This window comes from Flavobacterium sp. HJSW_4, assembly GCF_042436695.1.
Classification (GTDB): domain Bacteria; phylum Bacteroidota; class Bacteroidia; order Flavobacteriales; family Flavobacteriaceae; genus Flavobacterium.
Map to the genome: position 1 here is coordinate 159,042 of NZ_JBHNPP010000008.1, position 18,566 is coordinate 177,607.

An 18,566-nucleotide genomic window follows, 5' to 3' on the forward strand; every position below is an offset into this window, starting at 1 on the left:
TATATATAATAAAGAAATACAATAAATCATGAGTTTCATAAACAGTATTATTAAAGTCTTTGTCGGCGATAAGTCGCAGAAAGATGTCAAAGCTTTACAGCCTTACTTAAACAAAATTAAAACATTCGAAGCTCCTTTAATGAGTCTATCAAACGACGAATTAAGAGGAAGAACCGTATTTTTTAAAGATAGAATAAAAGAAGCTAGAGCTGATAAAGATGCTAAAATTGCTTCGCTTAAAGCGGAAGTAGAAAACATCGAAGACATCGATAAAAGAGAAGATATTTATGATGCAATAGATGCTCTTGAAAAAGAGGCTTATGAAATCTCTGAAAAAACTTTATTGGAAATTCTTCCAGAAGCGTTTTCTGTAGTTAAAGAAACGGCTCGTCGTTTTAAAGAAAACTCTCATATTGAGGTTACTGCAACTCCAAAAGACCGCGAATTTTCAGCAACAAAATCATACATTGAAATCCAGGGAGAAAAAGCAATCTGGGCTAACAAATGGAATGCTGCTGGTAAAGACATTACTTGGGACATGATTCACTATGATGTTCAGTTAATTGGTGGTATGGTATTGCACGAAGGTAAAGTTGCCGAAATGCAAACGGGAGAAGGTAAAACTTTGGTTGCTACTCTTCCACTTTACTTAAACGCTTTGACAGGAAATGGAGTTCACTTAGTAACAGTGAATGACTACTTAGCAAAACGTGATAGTACTTGGAAAGCACCTTTATTCGAATTCCACGGTTTATCTGTTGATTGTATCGATAATCACCAACCAAGCACAGAACAAAGAAAGAAAGCTTACGATGCTGATATCACTTACGGAACTAACAATGAGTTTGGTTTCGATTACTTAAGAGATAACATGGCGCATTCGCCAAGCGATTTAGTTCAAAGAAAACACAATTTTGCTATTGTCGACGAGGTTGACTCTGTATTAATTGATGATGCTAGAACTCCGCTTATTATTTCTGGACCAGTTCCTCAAGGAGATCGTCACGAATTCAACGAATTGAAACCAAAAATCGAAAACTTAGTTGCACAACAACGTCAGTTAGCGAATGGTTTCTTAGCTGAAGCTAAAAAATTAATCAAAGAAGGTAATACTAAAGATGGAGGTTTCCAATTATTGAGAGCTTACAGAAGTTTACCTAAAAATAAAGCATTAATTAAATTTTTAAGTGAAGAAGGAATTAAACAATTACTTCAAAAAACTGAAAATCAATACATGCAAGATAACAATCGTGAAATGCACAAAGTTGATGAAGCTTTGTATTTTGTGATTGAAGAGAAAAACAATCAAGTAGAATTGACAGATAATGGTATTAAATACCTTTCTGGAGATACTGATTCTGATTTCTTCGTTTTACCAGACATCGGAACTGAAATCGCTGCGATTGAAAAACAAAAATTAGACAAAGACGCTGAAGCTGAAGCTAAAGAAAGATTATTCCAAGATTTTGGTGTAAAAAGCGAACGTATTCATACTTTAACTCAACTTTTAAAAGCTTACGCTTTATTCGAAAAAGATGTTGAGTACGTTATCATGGACAACAAAATTATGATTGTCGATGAACAAACAGGTCGTATCATGGACGGACGTCGTTATTCTGACGGTCTTCACCAAGCGATCGAAGCAAAAGAAAACGTAAAAATCGAAGCTGCTACTCAAACATTTGCTACAGTTACATTACAGAATTACTTCAGAATGTACAACAAATTAGGAGGTATGACAGGTACAGCGGTTACAGAAGCTGGAGAGTTATGGCAGATTTATAAATTAGATGTTGTTGAAATTCCAACAAACCGTGGAATTGCAAGAATTGATAAGGAAGATTACATCTACAAAACAACACGTGAGAAATTCAACGCTGTAATCGAAGATGTTACAGAATTATCTCAAGCTGGAAGACCAGTATTGATTGGAACAACTTCTGTAGAGATTTCAGAATTATTAAGCCGTATGCTTAAAATGAGAGGGATCACACACAACGTATTGAATGCTAAAATGCACAAGCAAGAGGCACAAATCGTTGAAGAGGCTGGTAAAGCTGGAGTTGTAACTATTGCAACAAACATGGCTGGTCGTGGTACCGATATTAAATTAACTCCAGAGGTAAAAGCTGCCGGAGGTTTAGCAATCGTTGGTACTGAGCGTCACGATTCTCGTCGTGTAGACAGACAGTTACGTGGTCGTTCTGGTCGTCAAGGAGATCCAGGAAGTTCTCAATTCTATGTTTCTCTTGAAGACAACTTAATGCGTTTATTCGGTTCTGAAAGAGTTGCGAAAGTAATGGACAGAATGGGATTGAAAGAAGGTGAAGTTATTCAACATTCTATGATGACTAAATCTATCGAACGTGCTCAGAAAAAAGTAGAAGAAAATAACTTTGGTGTTCGTAAACGTTTATTAGAATATGATGACGTAATGAACTCTCAACGTGAAGTAGTTTACAAACGTCGTCGTCACGCATTGTTCGGAGAGCGTTTGAAACTGGATATTGCAAACATGCTTTATGATACTTGCGAATTGATCGTAAGCAACAATAAAATTGCAAATGATTTTAAAGGATATGAATTTGATTTAATTCGTTATTTCGGAATCACATCTCCAATTTCAGAAGCTGATTTCTTAAAATTATCTGATATTGAAGTTACTGGAAAAGTTTACAAAGAGGCTTTAGCTTTCTATACTGAAAAAACAGAAAGAAGCGCAAGAGAAGCTTTCCCAATTATCAAAGGAGTTTACGAAGAGCCAAACAACCATTTCGAAAGAATTGTAGTTCCATTTACAGACGGAATCAAAACTTTGAACGTTGTAACTGACTTGAAAAAAGCTTACGATAGCGAAGGTGCTCAATTGATCGCTGATTTTGAGAAAAACATCACACTTTCTATTGTGGATGAAGCTTGGAAAAAACACTTACGCAAAATGGACGAATTGAAACAATCTGTTCAATTGGCTGTTCACGAGCAAAAAGATCCATTGCTTATTTACAAATTAGAAGCTTTCAACTTGTTTAGAGGAATGTTGGACAACGTTAACAAAGAAGTTATTTCATTCTTATTCAAAGGTGATTTACCAGCTCAAAACGTTCCTGAAATTCACGAAGCAAGAGAAGTTCGTCAAAAAGAAAACTTACAATTGAGTAAAGACGAAATTCCAAACAGCGAAAGCATGAACCGTGAGGCAGGAGAAACGCAACAACGTCAAGTTACTGAAACTATCGTTAGAGATATGCCAAAAATCAACAGAAACGATACTGTTGTAGTTCAAGAAGTTGCGACTGGTAATACAGAAACAATGAAGTACAAAAAAGCTGAAGCTTTAATTGCTGCTGGAACTTGGATTCTAATTAACTAATAAAATTTTAAGTATTCAGTCGCGGTATTCAGTCACAGTTTACTAACTGATATTTTAAATCCATAAAAAAGACCGATAGTTTAAACTATCGGTCTTTTCTTTTATTGCTAGTTTACAAATCCAAAACTGAGACTGAGACTACAAACTGAAACTTATTTATCTCGGATTATCTTGATAATAACGTGCTTCTATTCGTTTTATATCTTTAATAGAATTTTTAGCCCAATCTAAACGTTTGACTAAAATTTCTTCTTCTGTCAATTTCCAATCGATATCAGATCTACGAAGTCTGTTCGTTAAACTTTGAATGATAATCGCAGCCGAAACAGAAATATTCAAACTTTCAGTAAAACCAACCATTGGTATTTTCAAGAAACCATCGGCATTATCCATAATTTCTTGAGACAATCCTTCTTTTTCTGTTCCGAAGAATAAAGCGCTTGGTTTGGTAATATCGAAATCTTCCAACATGCAATCTTTTTCATGCGGAGTTGTCGCAATAATTTGATATCCTTTACTTTTTAAATCAGAAAGACATCCTGAAACAGAATCAAATCGATTAATGTCAACCCATTTTTGCGCGCCTAAAGCAATTTCTTTATCGATTCTTTTTCCAAAACGCTGTTCAATTACATTCAATTCTTGAATTCCAAAAACTTCACAGCTTCGCATTACAGCGCTTGTATTGTGCATCTGATAAACATCTTCTACCGCAACTGTAAAATGCTTTGTTCTATTTTCTAGTACTTTTAAAAAATTAGCTTTTCTATTTTCTGTCAATATATTTTCTAAGAATTCGAGGTAATCTAAATCAATCATTTTATTTATGTTTGGCGCAAAAATAATAAATAAAAGAGAAATAAGTCTTCAACAGATTTTCAGCCAGCCAAATCTTCGATAAAATTAGCATTAAGCTTTTGGTGCAAAGCATTGAGTTGAACCAAATTCACAGACAAAACATCATCTTTATATGAATCTCCTATAAAAACGGTGCTTTCATTTTTAGAATGTTTTTTAAGACGCTCCAACATCTTATTTAATTCATTTTCGGAAAAATCGATAGTAATAAAAGCTATAAATCGCTCTATGACATTTTTCATTCCGTCATTATAATTAAGCATTATTATATTTTCATCTTTTTCATAAAAATCTAAAAAACCTTGAAAATACTTTTCTAAAACCAAAGCCTGATATTGCTGAAAACTTAATTCTTCTATTTCTTTAGAAGTAATTCCGAAAACACTTGACGGAATTAAATTAGGAACCATATGCATTCCCGCCATTTTTTGATGCGATCTTAAAACTTCTGCTGGATTTCGATACAATAAAGCAAAAGGAATTTTAGGAAAAATCGATCTCAAATAAGAAGCTTCAAAAATACTCCAAGCATCCAATTTTATAATTAAATGTTTTTGTTCTGGAAATCTTTTCTGCCCTAAGAATTTCAAAACTGATTTCAGTAAAGCCGTTTTTATTTCTGAATTAAAAGCATCACTTCTTAAAATCTGATCTATAATTGGAGCTTCAGAAACCATGATATTTTCTGGTGAAGTTGCCAAAGACTGACTCAACATTGTAGATCCGCATCTTGATACGTGAAAAACCAATCCTTTCAATTCTACAGAATCTAATTCTTTAGACCAATCAATAATATTTTCTGCCGTGCTTATTAATTTAAATCCCTTGGAATTATAATTGTGACCTGTACATTTCACAATTGTTTCTTCAAAAAAAGGTTCTGCAAAAGGTATGTCTGCGAAATACATCCATTCAAAATAAACTTCATTATCTTTTTCAATCATTTTAATTGGAATCCAATTTGAAATAAGCTCTTTTACATTTTCCATTTTTATGAGTTCATTTGCGATTGAAGTTGGGCGATAATTTTAGCATTTGTTTCAGATGGATTTTTAGAAAGTTCTGCAATAACTTGTCTTTTCATTTCATCTGAATATTCATATTCCGGCTCATAATTCACATCAAAACCCATTTTAGAAAACAATTCGTCAGACCATTCGTTTCTTATGCAATCTATCGTTAAGTGAATTCTAGGTTCTAAGCTTTTATTCTCCACACTATGTGGCAATTGAAAATTGGCATACCAACACTCACCCATTTTCATTGGAACTAATTGCTGATTTACATAAAAATAAACTTCCGAATTGGTAATAATCGGAACATGAATTCTAAAAAATCCATCTTCATACGAAGTATCATTATCAACATGTTCTTTAATTTCGCTATTAGGTCCAAGTCTTAACAACCTAACCGCTTCTTTTTCACATTGAAACCAATCCACTATTTCTTTAAAATAAGGACAACTTTCCAACAGAGGCGTATTTTTGTATTCTTTATCTGGAAAAGAAAGAATGTCATTTTCTAAGCCCGATTGCGATCGCAAAGAAACGCTGGTCCAATTTCCTTCATATCGATAGGTATTAAAATGCGGAGTCCACAAATTATTTTCGCAAGTCAATAAATCGTTTTGCAATTTTTCTATCGAAAAAGAAATCGGAAGCTGGCAAGAAGAAGGATTCATAACTTTAAGAATTTAAATTGCTAAGTATAAAATTGTAGAGCTTATGGGTAGAAATCGAAACTGTTTCTGAATCTGTTTTTAAAACTAAATCTGCTTTTTTCGGAATTTCGAAAACGTCGCTTATTCCTGTAAAACTTGTAATTTTATTTTGATCGCCGTCTGGCAGCAACGCTCTTTTGTACAATCCTTTCGGATCTCTTTCGATCAAATTAGTAATGGCACAATCTAGAAATACCGTTTTCACAAATTCAAAAGATCTCAATTCATTTCTGAGATTTTCATAAGGATTGATAACTGACATCAAAACTATTTTCTTTTCTTCAATCAGATTTCGACCAACGTTAAAAAGACGCCTTACATTTTCACAGCGATCTTCTTTAGAAAATCCTAAATCTTTACAGATCGTTTGTCGGTAAACATCGCCATCGACAATTTCGGCTTCATAATTATTTTGAAGCAAAAGATGTCTAACATTTTCTGCCAGCGTCGTTTTTCCCGAACCAGATAAGCCTGTAAATTGAATTAAAATCATTTAGAAATACTTTTATCAAACCCAACATTAAAACTAAATAATTCAGAACGAGAGACAAAGAGTATAAATACCCTTTATTTTCTATAAAAAAAGCACCGTTAATCCTTACTATTTACCAAACATTTGAATAAAGAAATCACTATTTTTATCTTTTAATAAAACTCAAAATGAAAAAGAAACTTGTTGTTTTAACAGGAGCAGGAATAAGCGCTGAAAGCGGAATTAAAACTTTTCGTGACAGCGATGGTTTGTGGGAAGGACATGATGTGATGGAAGTTGCAACTCCAGAAGGCTGGCATAAAAACCAGGAATTGGTTCTAGATTTTTACAACAAAAGACGTCAACAACTGAAAGAAGTAAATCCTAATCTGGGTCATATTATTTTAGCTGAATTGGAAAAAGATTTCGATGTACAAATTATTACTCAAAATGTTGACGATCTGCATGAACGCGCAGGAAGCACAAACGTTTTACACTTACATGGCGAATTATTAAAAGTGAGAAGTACACAGAATAAAAATCTAATTTTAGATTGGACTGAAGATTTATTTACGGGAGATCTAGATAAAAACGGACATCAATTGCGTCCGCATATTGTTTGGTTTGGCGAAGAAGTTCCAGCACTCGAAGAAGCTATTGATATAACCGAAACTGCAGATTATTTTGCTGTAATTGGAACTTCGTTGCAAGTTTATCCTGCTGCTGGATTAATTGCGTATACGCCAAGCACAACGCCAGTTTTTTATATTGATCCGAAACCAATTGCAATTCCGAATCTTAGAAATAAAGTAGAAACTATTGCAAAATTTGCTTCGGAAGGAGTTGCCGATATGAGAGAAAAATTATTGAACTTAGAAAAAACAACATGATTTTTGAAAGCTGGTTACAGCAATTAACCCAATTTAATCTCTTTTGGCTCTTTGTTTTCTTTTTAATAGAAAACGCAGTGCTGGTTGGTTTATCCGTTTTAATTGGAAAAATATTGGAGCCAGAAAATACTCTTTTAAAGAATAAAGATCAAAAATGGGTGCTTTCAACATTGATCTGCAACACCTTTATAACTTTAATAGGTTTTGAATTGTATCATTATGGAATCATGAAAATAGATTTTTCTGGATCCTTACAGCTTATCTTTTTCGATACGTTCTTATTGATTGTATTAATGGATCTTTTCATGTTTATTTTTCATTTTCTCGTTCATTTTTTTAAATGGATGTACCCGATTCATAAACTGCATCATACACATGTCGAAACCAATGTTTACAGTTTGTATGTCTTGCATCCTATAGAAACTCTAGGTTTTGGTTTTATATGGCTGTTTTTAATCACCATTTTGAAGTTTAATTACTTGAGCATTATTATCTATCTTGTTCTAAATCTGTCTTATGGAATATTTGGGCATTTAAAACGAGACATATTTCCTGCTTTCTGGTATAGCAATTATTTCACAAAATGGATTTCGACTACCAAATTCCACAATGATCATCATAAAAATGAATCTCACAACTACGGATTTTACTTTACAATCTGGGATAAAATTTTCAAAACCATAATTTAAGCACTAATATAGCTTTCAGAAGTTTTAACAATAGCTTATATTTGCACCTTTCGAAAAAACAACATAACAATGACTACTCTAAACGAATTGAATGCTATATCGCCAATTGATGGAAGATATAGAAACAAAACTCAAAATTTAGCACCTTTCTTCTCTGAAGAAGCTTTAATAAAATACCGCGTTTTAGTTGAAGTGGAATACTTCATTGCGTTATGCCAAATTCCGTTGCCTCAGTTGCAAGGTATCGATTCTAGCTTATTTGAAAGCTTGAGAAATATCTACAAAAACTTCTCTACAGAAGATGCGCTTTGGATTAAAGAAACTGAAAAAGTAACAAATCACGACGTAAAAGCGGTTGAATATTTTATTAAAGATGCTTTTGAAAAATTAGGTTTATCTCAATACAAAGAGTTCATTCACTTCGGATTAACGTCTCAAGATATTAACAACACGGCTATTCCGCTTTCTACAAAAGAAGCTTTTGAAGATGTATATATGCCAACTTTAATTGCTGTAATTGCGAAATTAAAAGAACTAAGTGTTGAGTGGAAAGACATTCCGATGTTGGCGCGTACACATGGACAGCCAGCTTCTCCTACTCGTTTAGGAAAAGAAATTTTGGTTTTCGTAGAGCGTCTAGAAGAGCAAATGCGTTTGTTATTCAACGTTCCGTTTGCAGCTAAATTTGGTGGAGCAACAGGAAACTTTAATGCGCACCATGTAGCATATCCACAAATTGACTGGAAACAATTCGGAAATAAATTTGTTGAAACCGATCTTGGTTTAAAACATTCATTTCCAACAACTCAAATTGAGCACTACGATCATTTTGCTGCTTTCTTTGATGCTTTAAAAAGAATCAACACCATTTTAATCGATTTAGATCGTGATATCTGGACATATGTTTCTATGGATTATTTCAAACAAAAAATCAAAGCAGGAGAAATTGGTTCATCTGCAATGCCACATAAAGTTAATCCAATCGATTTTGAAAACTCTGAAGGAAACTTAGGAATTGCAAATGCTATTTTCGAACATTTAGCGGCTAAACTTCCTATTTCAAGATTACAGCGTGATTTAACTGACAGTACTGTTTTACGTAATGTTGGTGTTCCGTTCGGTCATACAATTATTGCTTTTGAAGCAACTCTTAAAGGTTTAAACAAATTACTTTTAAACGAAAGTAAATTTGCTGAAGATTTAGAGAAAAACTGGGCAGTTGTTGCAGAAGCTATTCAGACAATTTTACGCCGTGAAGCTTATCCAAATCCGTACGAAGCTCTAAAAGGTTTAACCAGAACTAATGAAGCAATCGACAAAAATGCGATTCATAATTTCATTGCAACTTTAGAAGTTTCAGATTCGGTTAGAGCAGAATTATTAGCTATAACTCCTAGTAATTACACAGGAATTTAAGAAAAATACCAAATATTTTACCAAAAAAAGCTATCTTTATCGAGATAGCTTTTTTTATTAAATCTAGAGGCTAAAAACCAGATTGCTTCACTCCTCTATTGTTCTAATTAGGGTTTTTGTGAATTTCATTTGAATGAAAAGCTGGTTGAGCCACTTAAAAAAAATACCACGCTTTATATGATTGCATTAAATGCCGCAGCTGAAACTACACACCACTTACAACCTTTAATTAGTGATTTAGGGTTAATCCTAATGACTGCCGGAATTGCCGTTCTAATATTTAAAAGAATGAAACAGCCCTTGGTTCTAGGTTACCTGATTGCAGGATTTTTAGCCGGAAACCATTTTGATTTTTTCCCATCAATCTCTGACATGAAAAGTGTTGAAGTTTGGGCAGAAATCGGGGTTATATTTTTACTTTTTAGTTTAGGACTCGAATTCAGCTTTAAGAAACTAATGAAGGTTGGGGGGACTTCGTCTGTCACCGCCATAACGCAAATTATGTTTATGACCATAATTGGTTATTGCGTCGGGCAATGGATGGGCTGGGGAAAAATGGATAGTATTTTCTTAGGAGCAACACTTTCTATTTCATCTACAACAATTATTATCAGGGCTTTTGATGAATTGGGAGTTAAAGGAAAAAAGTTCGTTGGAATTGTTTTCGGAGCTTTAATTGTAGAAGATATTGTTGCCATTTTAATGCTCGTTTTATTATCAACAATTGCCGTAAGCGATCAAGTTTCTGGAGCAGCATTACTGCAGTCTGTTTTAAAACTAATTTTCTTTTTAATTATCTGGTTTTTAGGAGGGATTTTTATTATTCCAACTATTTTCAAAAAAGCAAAACATCTTTTAACAGACGAAATGTTATTGATTATTTCTTTGGCGTTATGTCTAATGATGGTAATTTTTGCTTCAAATGTTGGTTTTTCTCCAGCTTTAGGAGCTTTCATCATGGGATCTATTATTGCTGAAACTACAATGGCAGAAAAAATTGAACATTTAATTCAGCCTGTAAAAGATTTCTTTGGAGCCGTTTTCTTCGTGTCAGTCGGAATGTTAATTAATCCGATAACATTGGTAAATTACGCGCTTCCTGTTGCCATAATTACTTTATTGACCATATTCGGAAAAGCTTTCAGTTCTTCTATTGGAGCTTTAATTTCTGGCCAGCCATTAAAACAATCTGTTCAAACGGGAATGAGTTTGGCGCAAATTGGGGAGTTTTCGTTTATTATTGCAACTCTCGGAATGACTTTAAAAGTAACGAGCGATTTCTTATATCCAATTATTGTTGCCGTCTCTGCAATTACCACATTTACTACTCCATTTTTAATTAAATATTCGGAGCGTTTTGCTTTATTTTTAGAATCAAAAATGCCTAAAAAATGGGTTAAAAATATTAACCGTTATAGTGTGAATGCCCAAGCTATCAAATCGGTAAGCACTTGGCAGATTGTCCTTCGTTCATCAATCACACAAATTATTCTTCATACCATTATTATTACGGCGATTATTCTTTTGTCATCTAAGTTTGTAGCGCCATTAGTAGCCGACACAAGATTCGGAAACACTTTGGCTGCTTTATTGACTTTGGTTGTTATTGCACCGTTTTTATGGGCGCTTTCACTTCGTCGTGTAAAAGTAGATGAAGTTGAAGCTCTTTGGGAAGAACGTAAATATCGTGGCGCGCTTTTAATGCTTATTTTGATTAGAATGAGCCTTGGTTTATTCTTTGTTGGATTTTTATTGAATATTTTCTTCTCTCCTTTGGTTGCTTTCGTCGCACTGATAATTGCCATTGGAGCGTATCAAATTTTTCCTAAAAAACTAAATGAGCAATATCATAAAATTGAAAATCACTTTTTGAAAAACTTCAACGATCGTGAAAACAAAAAGATCGACAGAAGATATGCCAATTTGATGCCATGGGACGGACACATGTCTTTCTTTGAAATTAAAAAAGAATCTAACTTGGTTGGACAAACTTTGCAAGAACTTAAAATTCGTGAGCAATTAGGCATTAATATCGCCTACATTAAACGAGGAGAAGTTACAATTCCGATTCCGACTAAAAACGAACGTTTATTTCCTGGCGATGAAATCTGCGTAATTGGAACTGATGCCCAAATTGCTGAATTCACAAAATTCCTAACTCAAAATGAAACAGAACCGCCTGTAAAAGTAGAAGAAACCGATATTGTTTTACGCCAATTAGAAGTTTCGCAAGATGAATTTATTCAAAAAAGCATTGGACAATTCAGAGCCAAAACAGACGGAATGGTTGTCGGAATTGAAAGAAATGGAAATCGTATTCTAAATCCAGAATCTAGTTTAATTTTAGAAAAAAATGATATTCTCTGGGTTGTTGGAGACAAAAAAAGAATGGCGGCTTTGTTGGCGGTGAAATAAGGTGCAAAGGTTCAAAGGCTCAGAGGGACAAAGATCTCGTAGAAAATAAAAAGGGCTGGTATTTTTCCAAATGGAAAAATACCAGCCTTTAAACTTTGAACCTCTGTCCCTCTGAGCCTTTGTACCTCAAAAAAAAAATTACTTGTTCGGCTGCGGAGTCAAACGCAAATAAGGTTTAATTGGCGTATGTCCTTTTGGGAATTTAGCTGGAATATCGCTGTCTGGAATTGCTGGTGCAATCACCACATCTTCTCCATCTTTCCAGTTTGCTGGAGTTGCAACGCTATAATTTGCAGTTAATTGTAAACTGTCAATTACACGAAGTAACTCGTCAAAATTTCTTCCTGTAGAAGCTGGATATGTTAAAGTCAATTTGATTTTTTTATCTGGGCCGATAACAAAAACAGAACGAACTGTAAATTTGTCACTTGCATTTGGATGAAGCATATCATAAAGATTTGCTACTTTTTTGTCTTCATCAGCAATAATTGGAAAATTAACTTCTGTATTTTGAGTTTCGTTGATATCTTTAATCCACTCTTTGTGTGATTCTAAACCGTCTACACTGAGAGCAATAACCTTAGTATTTCTCTTTTGAAATTCTGGAACATAGTTGGCTACAGTTCCTAATTCAGTAGTACAAACAGGAGTAAAATCTGCTGGATGCGAAAATAAAACACCCCAAGAATCTCCTAACCATTCGTGAAAACTAATTGGTCCTTGTGTCGTTTCTGCTTGAAAATCTGGAGCTATATCGCCTAATCTTAATGTTGACATAATTTATCTTTTTTAGTTCCTCTAAAATTAATTAAAAAATACATTTAGAAAACATTCAAAAGGAAAAAAAAAGTTAAAATTCTACTTTGTCGATATAATTAGTATTTTACTCCTAAATAAAACTAAGAATGAAGTACCAAAAAGCAAGCGTTATGAAAGAAATCGGTATTCCGAAACCAATCATCATACTGCTTAATTTCGGTTTTAATCCGTACGTTGAAGCTAAGATTGCACCAGTAATCATGGGCGCCATAGCGGTTTCCATTATCGTAATTTTTATCACTTCAGAATGCTGGTTGAAAATGAAAACGTAAAGCACAAAAATTACAAAAGGAATTAAAAGCAGTTTAAAGAAAAGTCCTAATCGCAAAAATCTCCAATGCTGACTTTTTCTATCGAAAGTTAATTGCAAACCAACAGAAAGCAAAGCCAAAGGTGTTACCAAACTTCCAATTTTTAATAATGCCGATTGAAAATTTTCGTTTAAATCCACTTGAAAAATATTCATTAAACAAGCAATTACAAACATGATAAAAGGCGGAAACAAAATAATCTTTTTAAAAATTCCTAAAGCATCTGGACTTCCTTTAGAATAAAAAGCTGCTGTAAAAACACCAAGAGTCGAAACCACAACAAAAGTCCCAGGTTGATCTACCAAAACTGCAGTTTCTAGACCTTTCTTTCCAAACAAAGCTTCAATAATTGGATAACCGAGAAAAGAACTGTTGCTTAATCCTGCAGTCAAAATCAGACATCCAATTAGTTTGTTTGACCAGCCATTTCTTCTTCCTAAAAAATGAAAAAAGATAAAAGCCAAAATATAAGTAATCCACCCAGCTCCTATTGGAAACAATAATTCACTGCTCCATTTTATTTTTGGAATATGATATAAAGTGATCGCAGGAAGGCAGAAATAAATAACTATTTTATTGAGTGTCTTATAAATATGAGTAGGAAATTGTTTCACTCGCTGTAAAATTAGACCGAGTGAGAGAAAGAGAAATATTAGAATAAAGTTGTTCATATTATAAGATCAACACAAAAATAAGTATTTAAAAATTGAGGTAAACAATTAATTTTTAGTTAAATTAGTATTTTGTGTTACAAAAAGATGTAAATTTGTAACATATTTTATTACAGTATGATTTCAGGTAAATTCGCCATAACGATTCACATTCTTACTCTGCTGCATAAATTCCCGAATGATTTTTTGTCATCGGAGTTTATTGCGGGAAGTATTAATTTAAATCCTGTTTTGGTTCGAAAAGAAATTGCCAACTTAAAAGCGCATCATATTGTAGAAAGTAAAGAAGGAAAAAATGGCGGTACAAAATTGGCAGTAAACGCTGCTGAACTGACTTTAAAACAAATATTCGAAATGACCTTTGAAACGATTGGTTTAGGTTTTGCTAAAAATCAGCCAAATCCTGATTGTCCTGTTGGAAAAAATATCAATCAGCATTTGGAGAATTTATATAGCGAAATGAATCAGAAAGTCAGCGCGCAGCTGGAAGGAATTTCATTGGAAGATTTTTCGAATCAATTTTAAAACTATTTTTTTAACCAAAACTGTAACATTTTTTATTACTAAATAAATTTATATATTATGAAAATCGCACTTATTGGAGCTACAGGATTTGTTGGCTCAGCACTTTTAAACGAATTAGCAGATAGAAAACACGAAATCACTGCTATTGCAAGAACTCCAAAAGATACAGCAAACGCGACTTGGGTTGCTGCAGATATTTTTAATGTTGATGCTTTGGCTGAAGTCTTGAAAGGTCACGATGCTGTTATCAATGCTTATAACCCAGGATGGACAAACCCAAACATCTATGATGACTTTTTAGCTGGTTCTAAAGCAATTCAAGAAGCGGTTAAAAAATCAGGTGTAAAACGTTTCATTACAATCGGTGGCGCAGGAAGTTTATACGTTGCTCCAGACTTGCAAGCAGTTGATACTCCAGACTTTCCAAAAGAAATTTTCCCTGGAGCAAATGCAGCGAGACATTATTTAAATATCATTAAAGAAGAAAAAGATCTAGACTGGGCATTCTTTAGTCCTGCTTTCGAAATGCACGCTGGAACTAAAACAGGAAGAACTGGAAAATACCGTTTAGGATTAGAAAATCCAGTTTTTAACGACGAACAAAGAAGTATTTTATCTGTAGAAGATTTAGCGGTTGTTATCGCTGACGAAGCAGAAAATCCAAAACATCACCAAGTTAGATTTACAGCAGGGTATTAAAAAGATACTAAGTTGCTAAGGCGCTAAGATTCTAAGTTTTTTTTGCCACGAATTCACGAATTTTCTTTTTTAAATCTTTGAGATTATTTTTTCGAATTAATTCGAATAATAATATCTGATATAGTTTTTCAAAAGAAAATTCGTGAATTCGTGGCAAATTATTTTTACTCCTTTTCAGAATAACAAATTAGTGGAAATTCGTGGCATTCGTGGCAAACTAACTTTTTGAAACTGTTTTTGTTTTCTGTACTTTTACATTTCTAAAAAATGCGTTTTGTCAAATTTCAATAAACCATCTGGCAGTATATCTGAAAAAGCTGGAATTTCTCCTCCCGAAATCACCAATATTTCGGCTATCAATCAAATTAAAAACAAACGCAGACAGCAGCCAACTTCTCAGGAATTAATTAATGGTATTTTAGAAGGAAATAGAACTTCTCTTAGCCGTGCCATTACTTTAATTGAAAGCACTAATTCTGATCATTTTGAAAAAGCGGGTGAAGTCGTTCAAGGCTGTTTACCTCATGCGAATAAATCAGTTCGTATTGGAATTACGGGTGTTCCAGGTGTTGGAAAAAGTACTTTTATTGAAGCTTTTGGAAAACATCTGACAGAGCTTGGAAAAAAAGTAGCAGTTTTAGCGGTTGATCCGAGTAGTTCGCTTTCACACGGAAGCATTCTCGGCGACAAGACCCGAATGGAAGAATTGGTTAAAGATGAAAATGCTTTTATTCGACCAAGCGCTTCTGGCGAAACTTTAGGCGGTGTGGCGCGCAAAACTCGAGAAACTATTATTCTTTGCGAAGCCGCAGGCTTTGATACAATTATCATCGAAACGGTTGGTGTTGGCCAAAGTGAAACCGCTGTTCATAGCATGGTCGATTTCTTTTTACTTTTAAAAATTTCAGGCGCAGGCGATGAACTTCAAGGCATCAAACGTGGTATTATGGAAATGGCAGATGTAATTGTTATCAATAAAGCTGACGGCGATAATATTAAAAAAGCCAATCAGGCAAAAGTAGAATTTAATCGGGCGTTGCATTTATTTCCTCCAAAAAAATCAAATTGGCAACCTAAAGTTACCACTTGCAGTTCGCTAACAAAAGACGGAATTCCTGAAGTTTGGAATACAATTTCTGATTATTTCGAACTAACAAAAGAAAGCGGATTTTTCCAAGAAAAAAGAAATGAACAAAATCATTTCTGGATGATGGAAACCATTAACGAACAGTTGAAACAAAATTTCTTTAATCAGCCTGAAATTATTTCATTATTGGAAGAAAGCAAAAAAGCAGTGCAAAACAATGAAATTTCATCGTTCGCAGCTGCTCAAAACTTATTAAAGTTATATTTCAACAAAAAAAATTAAACCATATAAGTCATATAAGAAAATTTAAGCCATTACAATTAAATGAACTTATATGACTTATATGGTTTAAAATTTACTTTTTCCTCAACTTGTATTTACTTTCCTTATACAAATTTCCTGCTGTAATAACGTGTGCTAAAGCATCTTTTGCTAAATCTTCGTTTAGTTTTACAGGAATTAAAGTCGTATCATTTTTAATTTCGAATTGAAGCGGTTTCAAGTTTGGTTGCATGATAACAACTTGGTTTTCTACTCTAAAAGCATTGATATCATTAAACTGCATGATAGATCTTCCTTGAACTTTTTTGTCTAATTTCGTTAGGTTTCGTCCTACCATTGGCGTTTCAAACGGCATTCCTAAATAACCTAATAATGTTGGCGGAATATCAATCTGACTTGCTAATCTATCATAAACTGCTCCTTTAGCAACTCCAGGTCCCATAATAAATGCTGGAATATGGAATTTATTTATTGGAACTAAATTTTTACCGTACGTTCTCGTATTATGATCGGCAATTACAATGAAAATTGTGTTTTTGAAATAAGCCTCTTTTTTAGCCATTTCAAAGAATTTCCCAATAGAAAAATCAGCATATTTCATGGCATTGTTTACCGTTGCTGGCTTTTTATCGTAAGGTTTAATTCTTCCTGCTGGATATTCAAAAGGTTCATGATTTGAAGTTGAGAACATCAAAGAAAAGAATGGTTTATCTCCTTTTGATTTGAAATACTGATTGGCTTTAGTAACTAAATCTTCATCAGAATAACCCCAAGTTCCTTTGAAAGCATATTTATTTCCATCAGAATCAAAATCTTCTTGATCGACAATATCGCTGAAACCATTTCCGTTGAAAAACGAAGCCATGTTATCAAAATTGGCCATTCCGCCATAAATGAAGCTTGTTTCGTAACCTTTTTGTTTTAACGCTTCCGCTAAAGTAAAAAACCCTTGTTGCGAGTTTCCAAGTTTTACAACACTTTCTGATGGCGAAGGCAAAAATCCAGTTACAACCGCTTCAATTCCGCGAACGCTTCTGGTTCCTGTGCAATATAAATTAGTAAATAATGTTCCTTCTTTTGATAATTTATCAAATTCTGGAGTTAATGGTTTACCACCTAAAATTCCAACATATTCTGCACCCAAACTTTCCTGTAAAAAGATCACCAAGTTATAAGGCTTCTTTGCGACAGAATCTGGCTGCTGCACATGTAAAAACGGAATTTCAGCATCGGTAAAATCATTTGGTCCTGCAACCATGTATTTTTTTACACGAGCAATCGCTTCAGCTTCATCCATTTTACCATACATTTTGGTATTTCCTTCATTTTTGATTGAATATGCCGCAAAAGCCACAGTATAGAATGAATTTAATCCAAGCGTATTGGTCAACTGATCGGTAGAAAAAACCGCATTACTTGCATTAATAGGACGTTTTGAAGTTAGACTTGAACGCGCTCCGAAAAACAATAAAAAAGCTACTAATGGAAAAACCATTAATTTGAATTTATATTCGGTACTAGTTGTATAGAATAATTGTTTTCCTTTTTTGAAAGCAAAATAAATTACAACTCCTAAAATTAGGAACGTTACAATAATAGAAGTCAGGTAGCTTTTTAAAAGCATTCCAACCACTTCTTTTGGATAAATAAGATAATCTAAGAAAATCTTATTCGGGCGTGTATCGTATTGTTTTACAAAATCTGGCGAAGCTAATTCTACAAAAAGAATTAAAAACAGAAACAGAAAACTGTAAATTACCAGAAATTTGTTGGTAAACTTTATCGCTTTATTCGGCAGAAAAGTAATTAGCAATGCTGGAAGAAACGACAAATAACAAAGCAATATTAAATCCATTCGAAGACCGATTGGAAAAATATACCAGAAATCTGGCGTCTGCTCTACTCTTTCTTTAAAAAGAAAAAATAAAAATATTCGACTTAAAGTTGTAATCAATAATCCGATTGCGATGAAACTAAAAATCGGTTTTAAAAAACGTAAATTTTTCATTAAAAATAGTATAAGAACGTAATGTCAAACTAATTACTCTTCGTAACGGTTTATTTCTCTGTCATAAAACTCGTTTGCTTTTTCAATTAAACCTTCCATTTCGATGTTTAATTCTGCTTCGTCAAGATCTTCAGCTTCTTCTAAAAACTCCACCTCATCATCTTTCAAGTTGATGATAAATCTTGGATAATCAAGGTGAATGATGAAAATATCGTCTGGGAAATCGGTATTATCTCCAAGTAAAAATTTAGGTAATTCCATATGTGTCTATTTTTTTTAGTTATTGATTGTATTTTTTCTACTGATTTCACTCATTTTAATATTCAAAATCAGT

General features: G+C 33.5%; 16 protein-coding genes. 8 read left to right on the top strand and 8 right to left on the bottom strand.

Going from position 1 to position 18,566, the window contains the following annotated elements:
- The first annotated feature begins 28 nt into the window (after window positions 1-28).
- On the top strand, window positions 29-3,370 hold the full coding sequence (gene secA, locus ACE01P_RS10205) for a preprotein translocase subunit SecA (protein WP_379697022.1): 3,342 nt from the start codon (window positions 29-31) through the stop codon (window positions 3,368-3,370).
- Window positions 3,371-3,526: 156 nt separating this feature from the next.
- On the opposite strand, the gene ACE01P_RS10210 is transcribed toward secA, so the two are convergent.
- From ACE01P_RS10210 to cysC, 4 genes are read right to left on the bottom strand one after another with little or no spacing between them, the layout of a single operon-like run.
- Window positions 3,527-4,189, bottom strand: a complete 663-nt coding sequence (locus ACE01P_RS10210; protein WP_379697025.1) for a TrmH family RNA methyltransferase — start codon at window positions 4,187-4,189, stop codon at window positions 3,527-3,529.
- Between the two features lie 59 nt (window positions 4,190-4,248).
- On the bottom strand, window positions 4,249-5,217 hold the full coding sequence (locus ACE01P_RS10215) for a sulfotransferase family protein (RefSeq protein WP_379697028.1): 969 nt from the start codon (window positions 5,215-5,217) through the stop codon (window positions 4,249-4,251).
- Between the two features lie 2 nt (window positions 5,218-5,219).
- Window positions 5,220-5,909: an aspartyl/asparaginyl beta-hydroxylase domain-containing protein gene (locus ACE01P_RS10220; protein ID WP_379697030.1), complete on the bottom strand. Its 690-nt coding sequence runs from the start codon at window positions 5,907-5,909 to the stop codon at window positions 5,220-5,222.
- Between the two features lie 4 nt (window positions 5,910-5,913).
- Complete coding sequence (gene cysC / locus ACE01P_RS10225; protein ID WP_379697033.1) at window positions 5,914-6,441, bottom strand: adenylyl-sulfate kinase; 528 nt, start codon at window positions 6,439-6,441, stop codon at window positions 5,914-5,916.
- Between the two features lie 167 nt (window positions 6,442-6,608).
- On the opposite strand from cysC, the gene ACE01P_RS10230 reads away from it, so the two are divergent.
- The 4 genes from ACE01P_RS10230 to ACE01P_RS10245 all read left to right on the top strand — a co-directional run bounded on the left by ACE01P_RS10230 (window position 6,609) and on the right by ACE01P_RS10245 (window position 11,830).
- The gene (locus ACE01P_RS10230; RefSeq protein WP_379697036.1) at window positions 6,609-7,310 is read left to right on the top strand and encodes an NAD-dependent deacetylase; all 702 of its coding nucleotides are present in this window, start codon (window positions 6,609-6,611) and stop codon (window positions 7,308-7,310) included.
- Complete coding sequence (locus ACE01P_RS10235; RefSeq protein ID WP_379697039.1) at window positions 7,307-7,999, top strand: sterol desaturase family protein; 693 nt, start codon at window positions 7,307-7,309, stop codon at window positions 7,997-7,999. The genes ACE01P_RS10230 and ACE01P_RS10235 overlap by 4 nt, the downstream gene beginning before the upstream one ends.
- Window positions 8,000-8,068: 69 nt before the next feature.
- A complete protein-coding gene (gene purB / locus ACE01P_RS10240; protein ID WP_379697042.1) occupies window positions 8,069-9,415 on the top strand; it encodes an adenylosuccinate lyase in 1,347 nt (448 codons plus the stop codon).
- A 177-nt stretch (window positions 9,416-9,592) separates the two neighbouring features.
- Complete coding sequence (locus tag ACE01P_RS10245; protein WP_379697045.1) at window positions 9,593-11,830, top strand: cation:proton antiporter; 2,238 nt, start codon at window positions 9,593-9,595, stop codon at window positions 11,828-11,830.
- Between the two features lie 138 nt (window positions 11,831-11,968).
- Here the strand turns inward: ACE01P_RS10245 and ACE01P_RS10250 are convergent, their stop codons facing one another.
- Window positions 11,969-12,607 carry a peroxiredoxin gene (locus ACE01P_RS10250; RefSeq protein WP_379697048.1) on the bottom strand — a complete coding sequence of 213 codons (639 nt, stop codon included), beginning with the start codon at window positions 12,605-12,607 and terminating at the stop codon, window positions 11,969-11,971.
- A 112-nt stretch (window positions 12,608-12,719) separates the two neighbouring features.
- Entirely contained in the window at window positions 12,720-13,631 is a 912-nt protein-coding gene (locus tag ACE01P_RS10255) for an AEC family transporter (protein ID WP_379697051.1), read from the bottom strand.
- 117 nt (window positions 13,632-13,748) lie between these two features.
- Here ACE01P_RS10255 and ACE01P_RS10260 point away from each other — a divergent pair, with 117 nt between their 5' ends.
- From ACE01P_RS10260 to meaB, 3 genes are all read left to right on the top strand, one after another.
- Window positions 13,749-14,156, top strand: a complete 408-nt coding sequence (locus ACE01P_RS10260) for an RrF2 family transcriptional regulator (RefSeq protein ID WP_379697053.1) — start codon at window positions 13,749-13,751, stop codon at window positions 14,154-14,156.
- 57 nt (window positions 14,157-14,213) lie between these two features.
- Window positions 14,214-14,855, top strand: coding sequence for an NAD(P)-dependent oxidoreductase (locus tag ACE01P_RS10265; RefSeq protein ID WP_379697056.1), 642 nt, complete (start codon window positions 14,214-14,216; stop codon window positions 14,853-14,855).
- A 274-nt stretch (window positions 14,856-15,129) separates the two neighbouring features.
- On the top strand, window positions 15,130-16,224 hold the full coding sequence (gene meaB, locus ACE01P_RS10270; RefSeq protein ID WP_379697059.1) for a methylmalonyl Co-A mutase-associated GTPase MeaB: 1,095 nt from the start codon (window positions 15,130-15,132) through the stop codon (window positions 16,222-16,224).
- Window positions 16,225-16,297: 73 nt separating this feature from the next.
- On the opposite strand, the gene ACE01P_RS10275 is transcribed toward meaB, so the two are convergent.
- Both ACE01P_RS10275 and ACE01P_RS10280 read right to left on the bottom strand, forming a co-directional pair.
- Window positions 16,298-18,232, bottom strand: a complete 1,935-nt coding sequence (locus ACE01P_RS10275) for an LTA synthase family protein (protein ID WP_379697062.1) — start codon at window positions 18,230-18,232, stop codon at window positions 16,298-16,300.
- A gap of 33 nt (window positions 18,233-18,265) precedes the next feature.
- Window positions 18,266-18,493 (bottom strand): hypothetical protein, encoded by a 228-nt coding sequence (locus ACE01P_RS10280; protein ID WP_379697065.1) that lies wholly within the window; start codon window positions 18,491-18,493, stop codon window positions 18,266-18,268.
- Window positions 18,494-18,566 lie beyond the last annotated feature (73 nt).

Coding starts and splice junctions, on each gene's coding strand:
- ACE01P_RS10210 (WP_379697025.1), bottom strand. CDS start 4,189: ATGATTGATTTAGATTACCTCGAATTCTTAGAAAATATATTGACAGAA.
- ACE01P_RS10215 (WP_379697028.1), bottom strand. CDS start 5,217: ATGGAAAATGTAAAAGAGCTTATTTCAAATTGGATTCCAATTAAAATG.
- ACE01P_RS10250 (WP_379697048.1), bottom strand. CDS start 12,607: ATGTCAACATTAAGATTAGGCGATATAGCTCCAGATTTTCAAGCAGAA.
- ACE01P_RS10265 (WP_379697056.1), top strand. CDS start 14,214: ATGAAAATCGCACTTATTGGAGCTACAGGATTTGTTGGCTCAGCACTT.
- purB (WP_379697042.1), top strand. CDS start 8,069: ATGACTACTCTAAACGAATTGAATGCTATATCGCCAATTGATGGAAGA.
- ACE01P_RS10220 (WP_379697030.1), bottom strand. CDS start 5,909: ATGAATCCTTCTTCTTGCCAGCTTCCGATTTCTTTTTCGATAGAAAAA.
- ACE01P_RS10245 (WP_379697045.1), top strand. CDS start 9,593: ATGATTGCATTAAATGCCGCAGCTGAAACTACACACCACTTACAACCT.
- ACE01P_RS10255 (WP_379697051.1), bottom strand. CDS start 13,631: ATGAACAACTTTATTCTAATATTTCTCTTTCTCTCACTCGGTCTAATT.
- cysC (WP_379697033.1), bottom strand. CDS start 6,441: ATGATTTTAATTCAATTTACAGGCTTATCTGGTTCGGGAAAAACGACG.
- secA (WP_379697022.1), top strand. CDS start 29: ATGAGTTTCATAAACAGTATTATTAAAGTCTTTGTCGGCGATAAGTCG.
- ACE01P_RS10275 (WP_379697062.1), bottom strand. CDS start 18,232: ATGAAAAATTTACGTTTTTTAAAACCGATTTTTAGTTTCATCGCAATC.
- ACE01P_RS10235 (WP_379697039.1), top strand. CDS start 7,307: ATGATTTTTGAAAGCTGGTTACAGCAATTAACCCAATTTAATCTCTTT.
- ACE01P_RS10260 (WP_379697053.1), top strand. CDS start 13,749: ATGATTTCAGGTAAATTCGCCATAACGATTCACATTCTTACTCTGCTG.
- ACE01P_RS10230 (WP_379697036.1), top strand. CDS start 6,609: ATGAAAAAGAAACTTGTTGTTTTAACAGGAGCAGGAATAAGCGCTGAA.
- ACE01P_RS10280 (WP_379697065.1), bottom strand. CDS start 18,493: ATGGAATTACCTAAATTTTTACTTGGAGATAATACCGATTTCCCAGAC.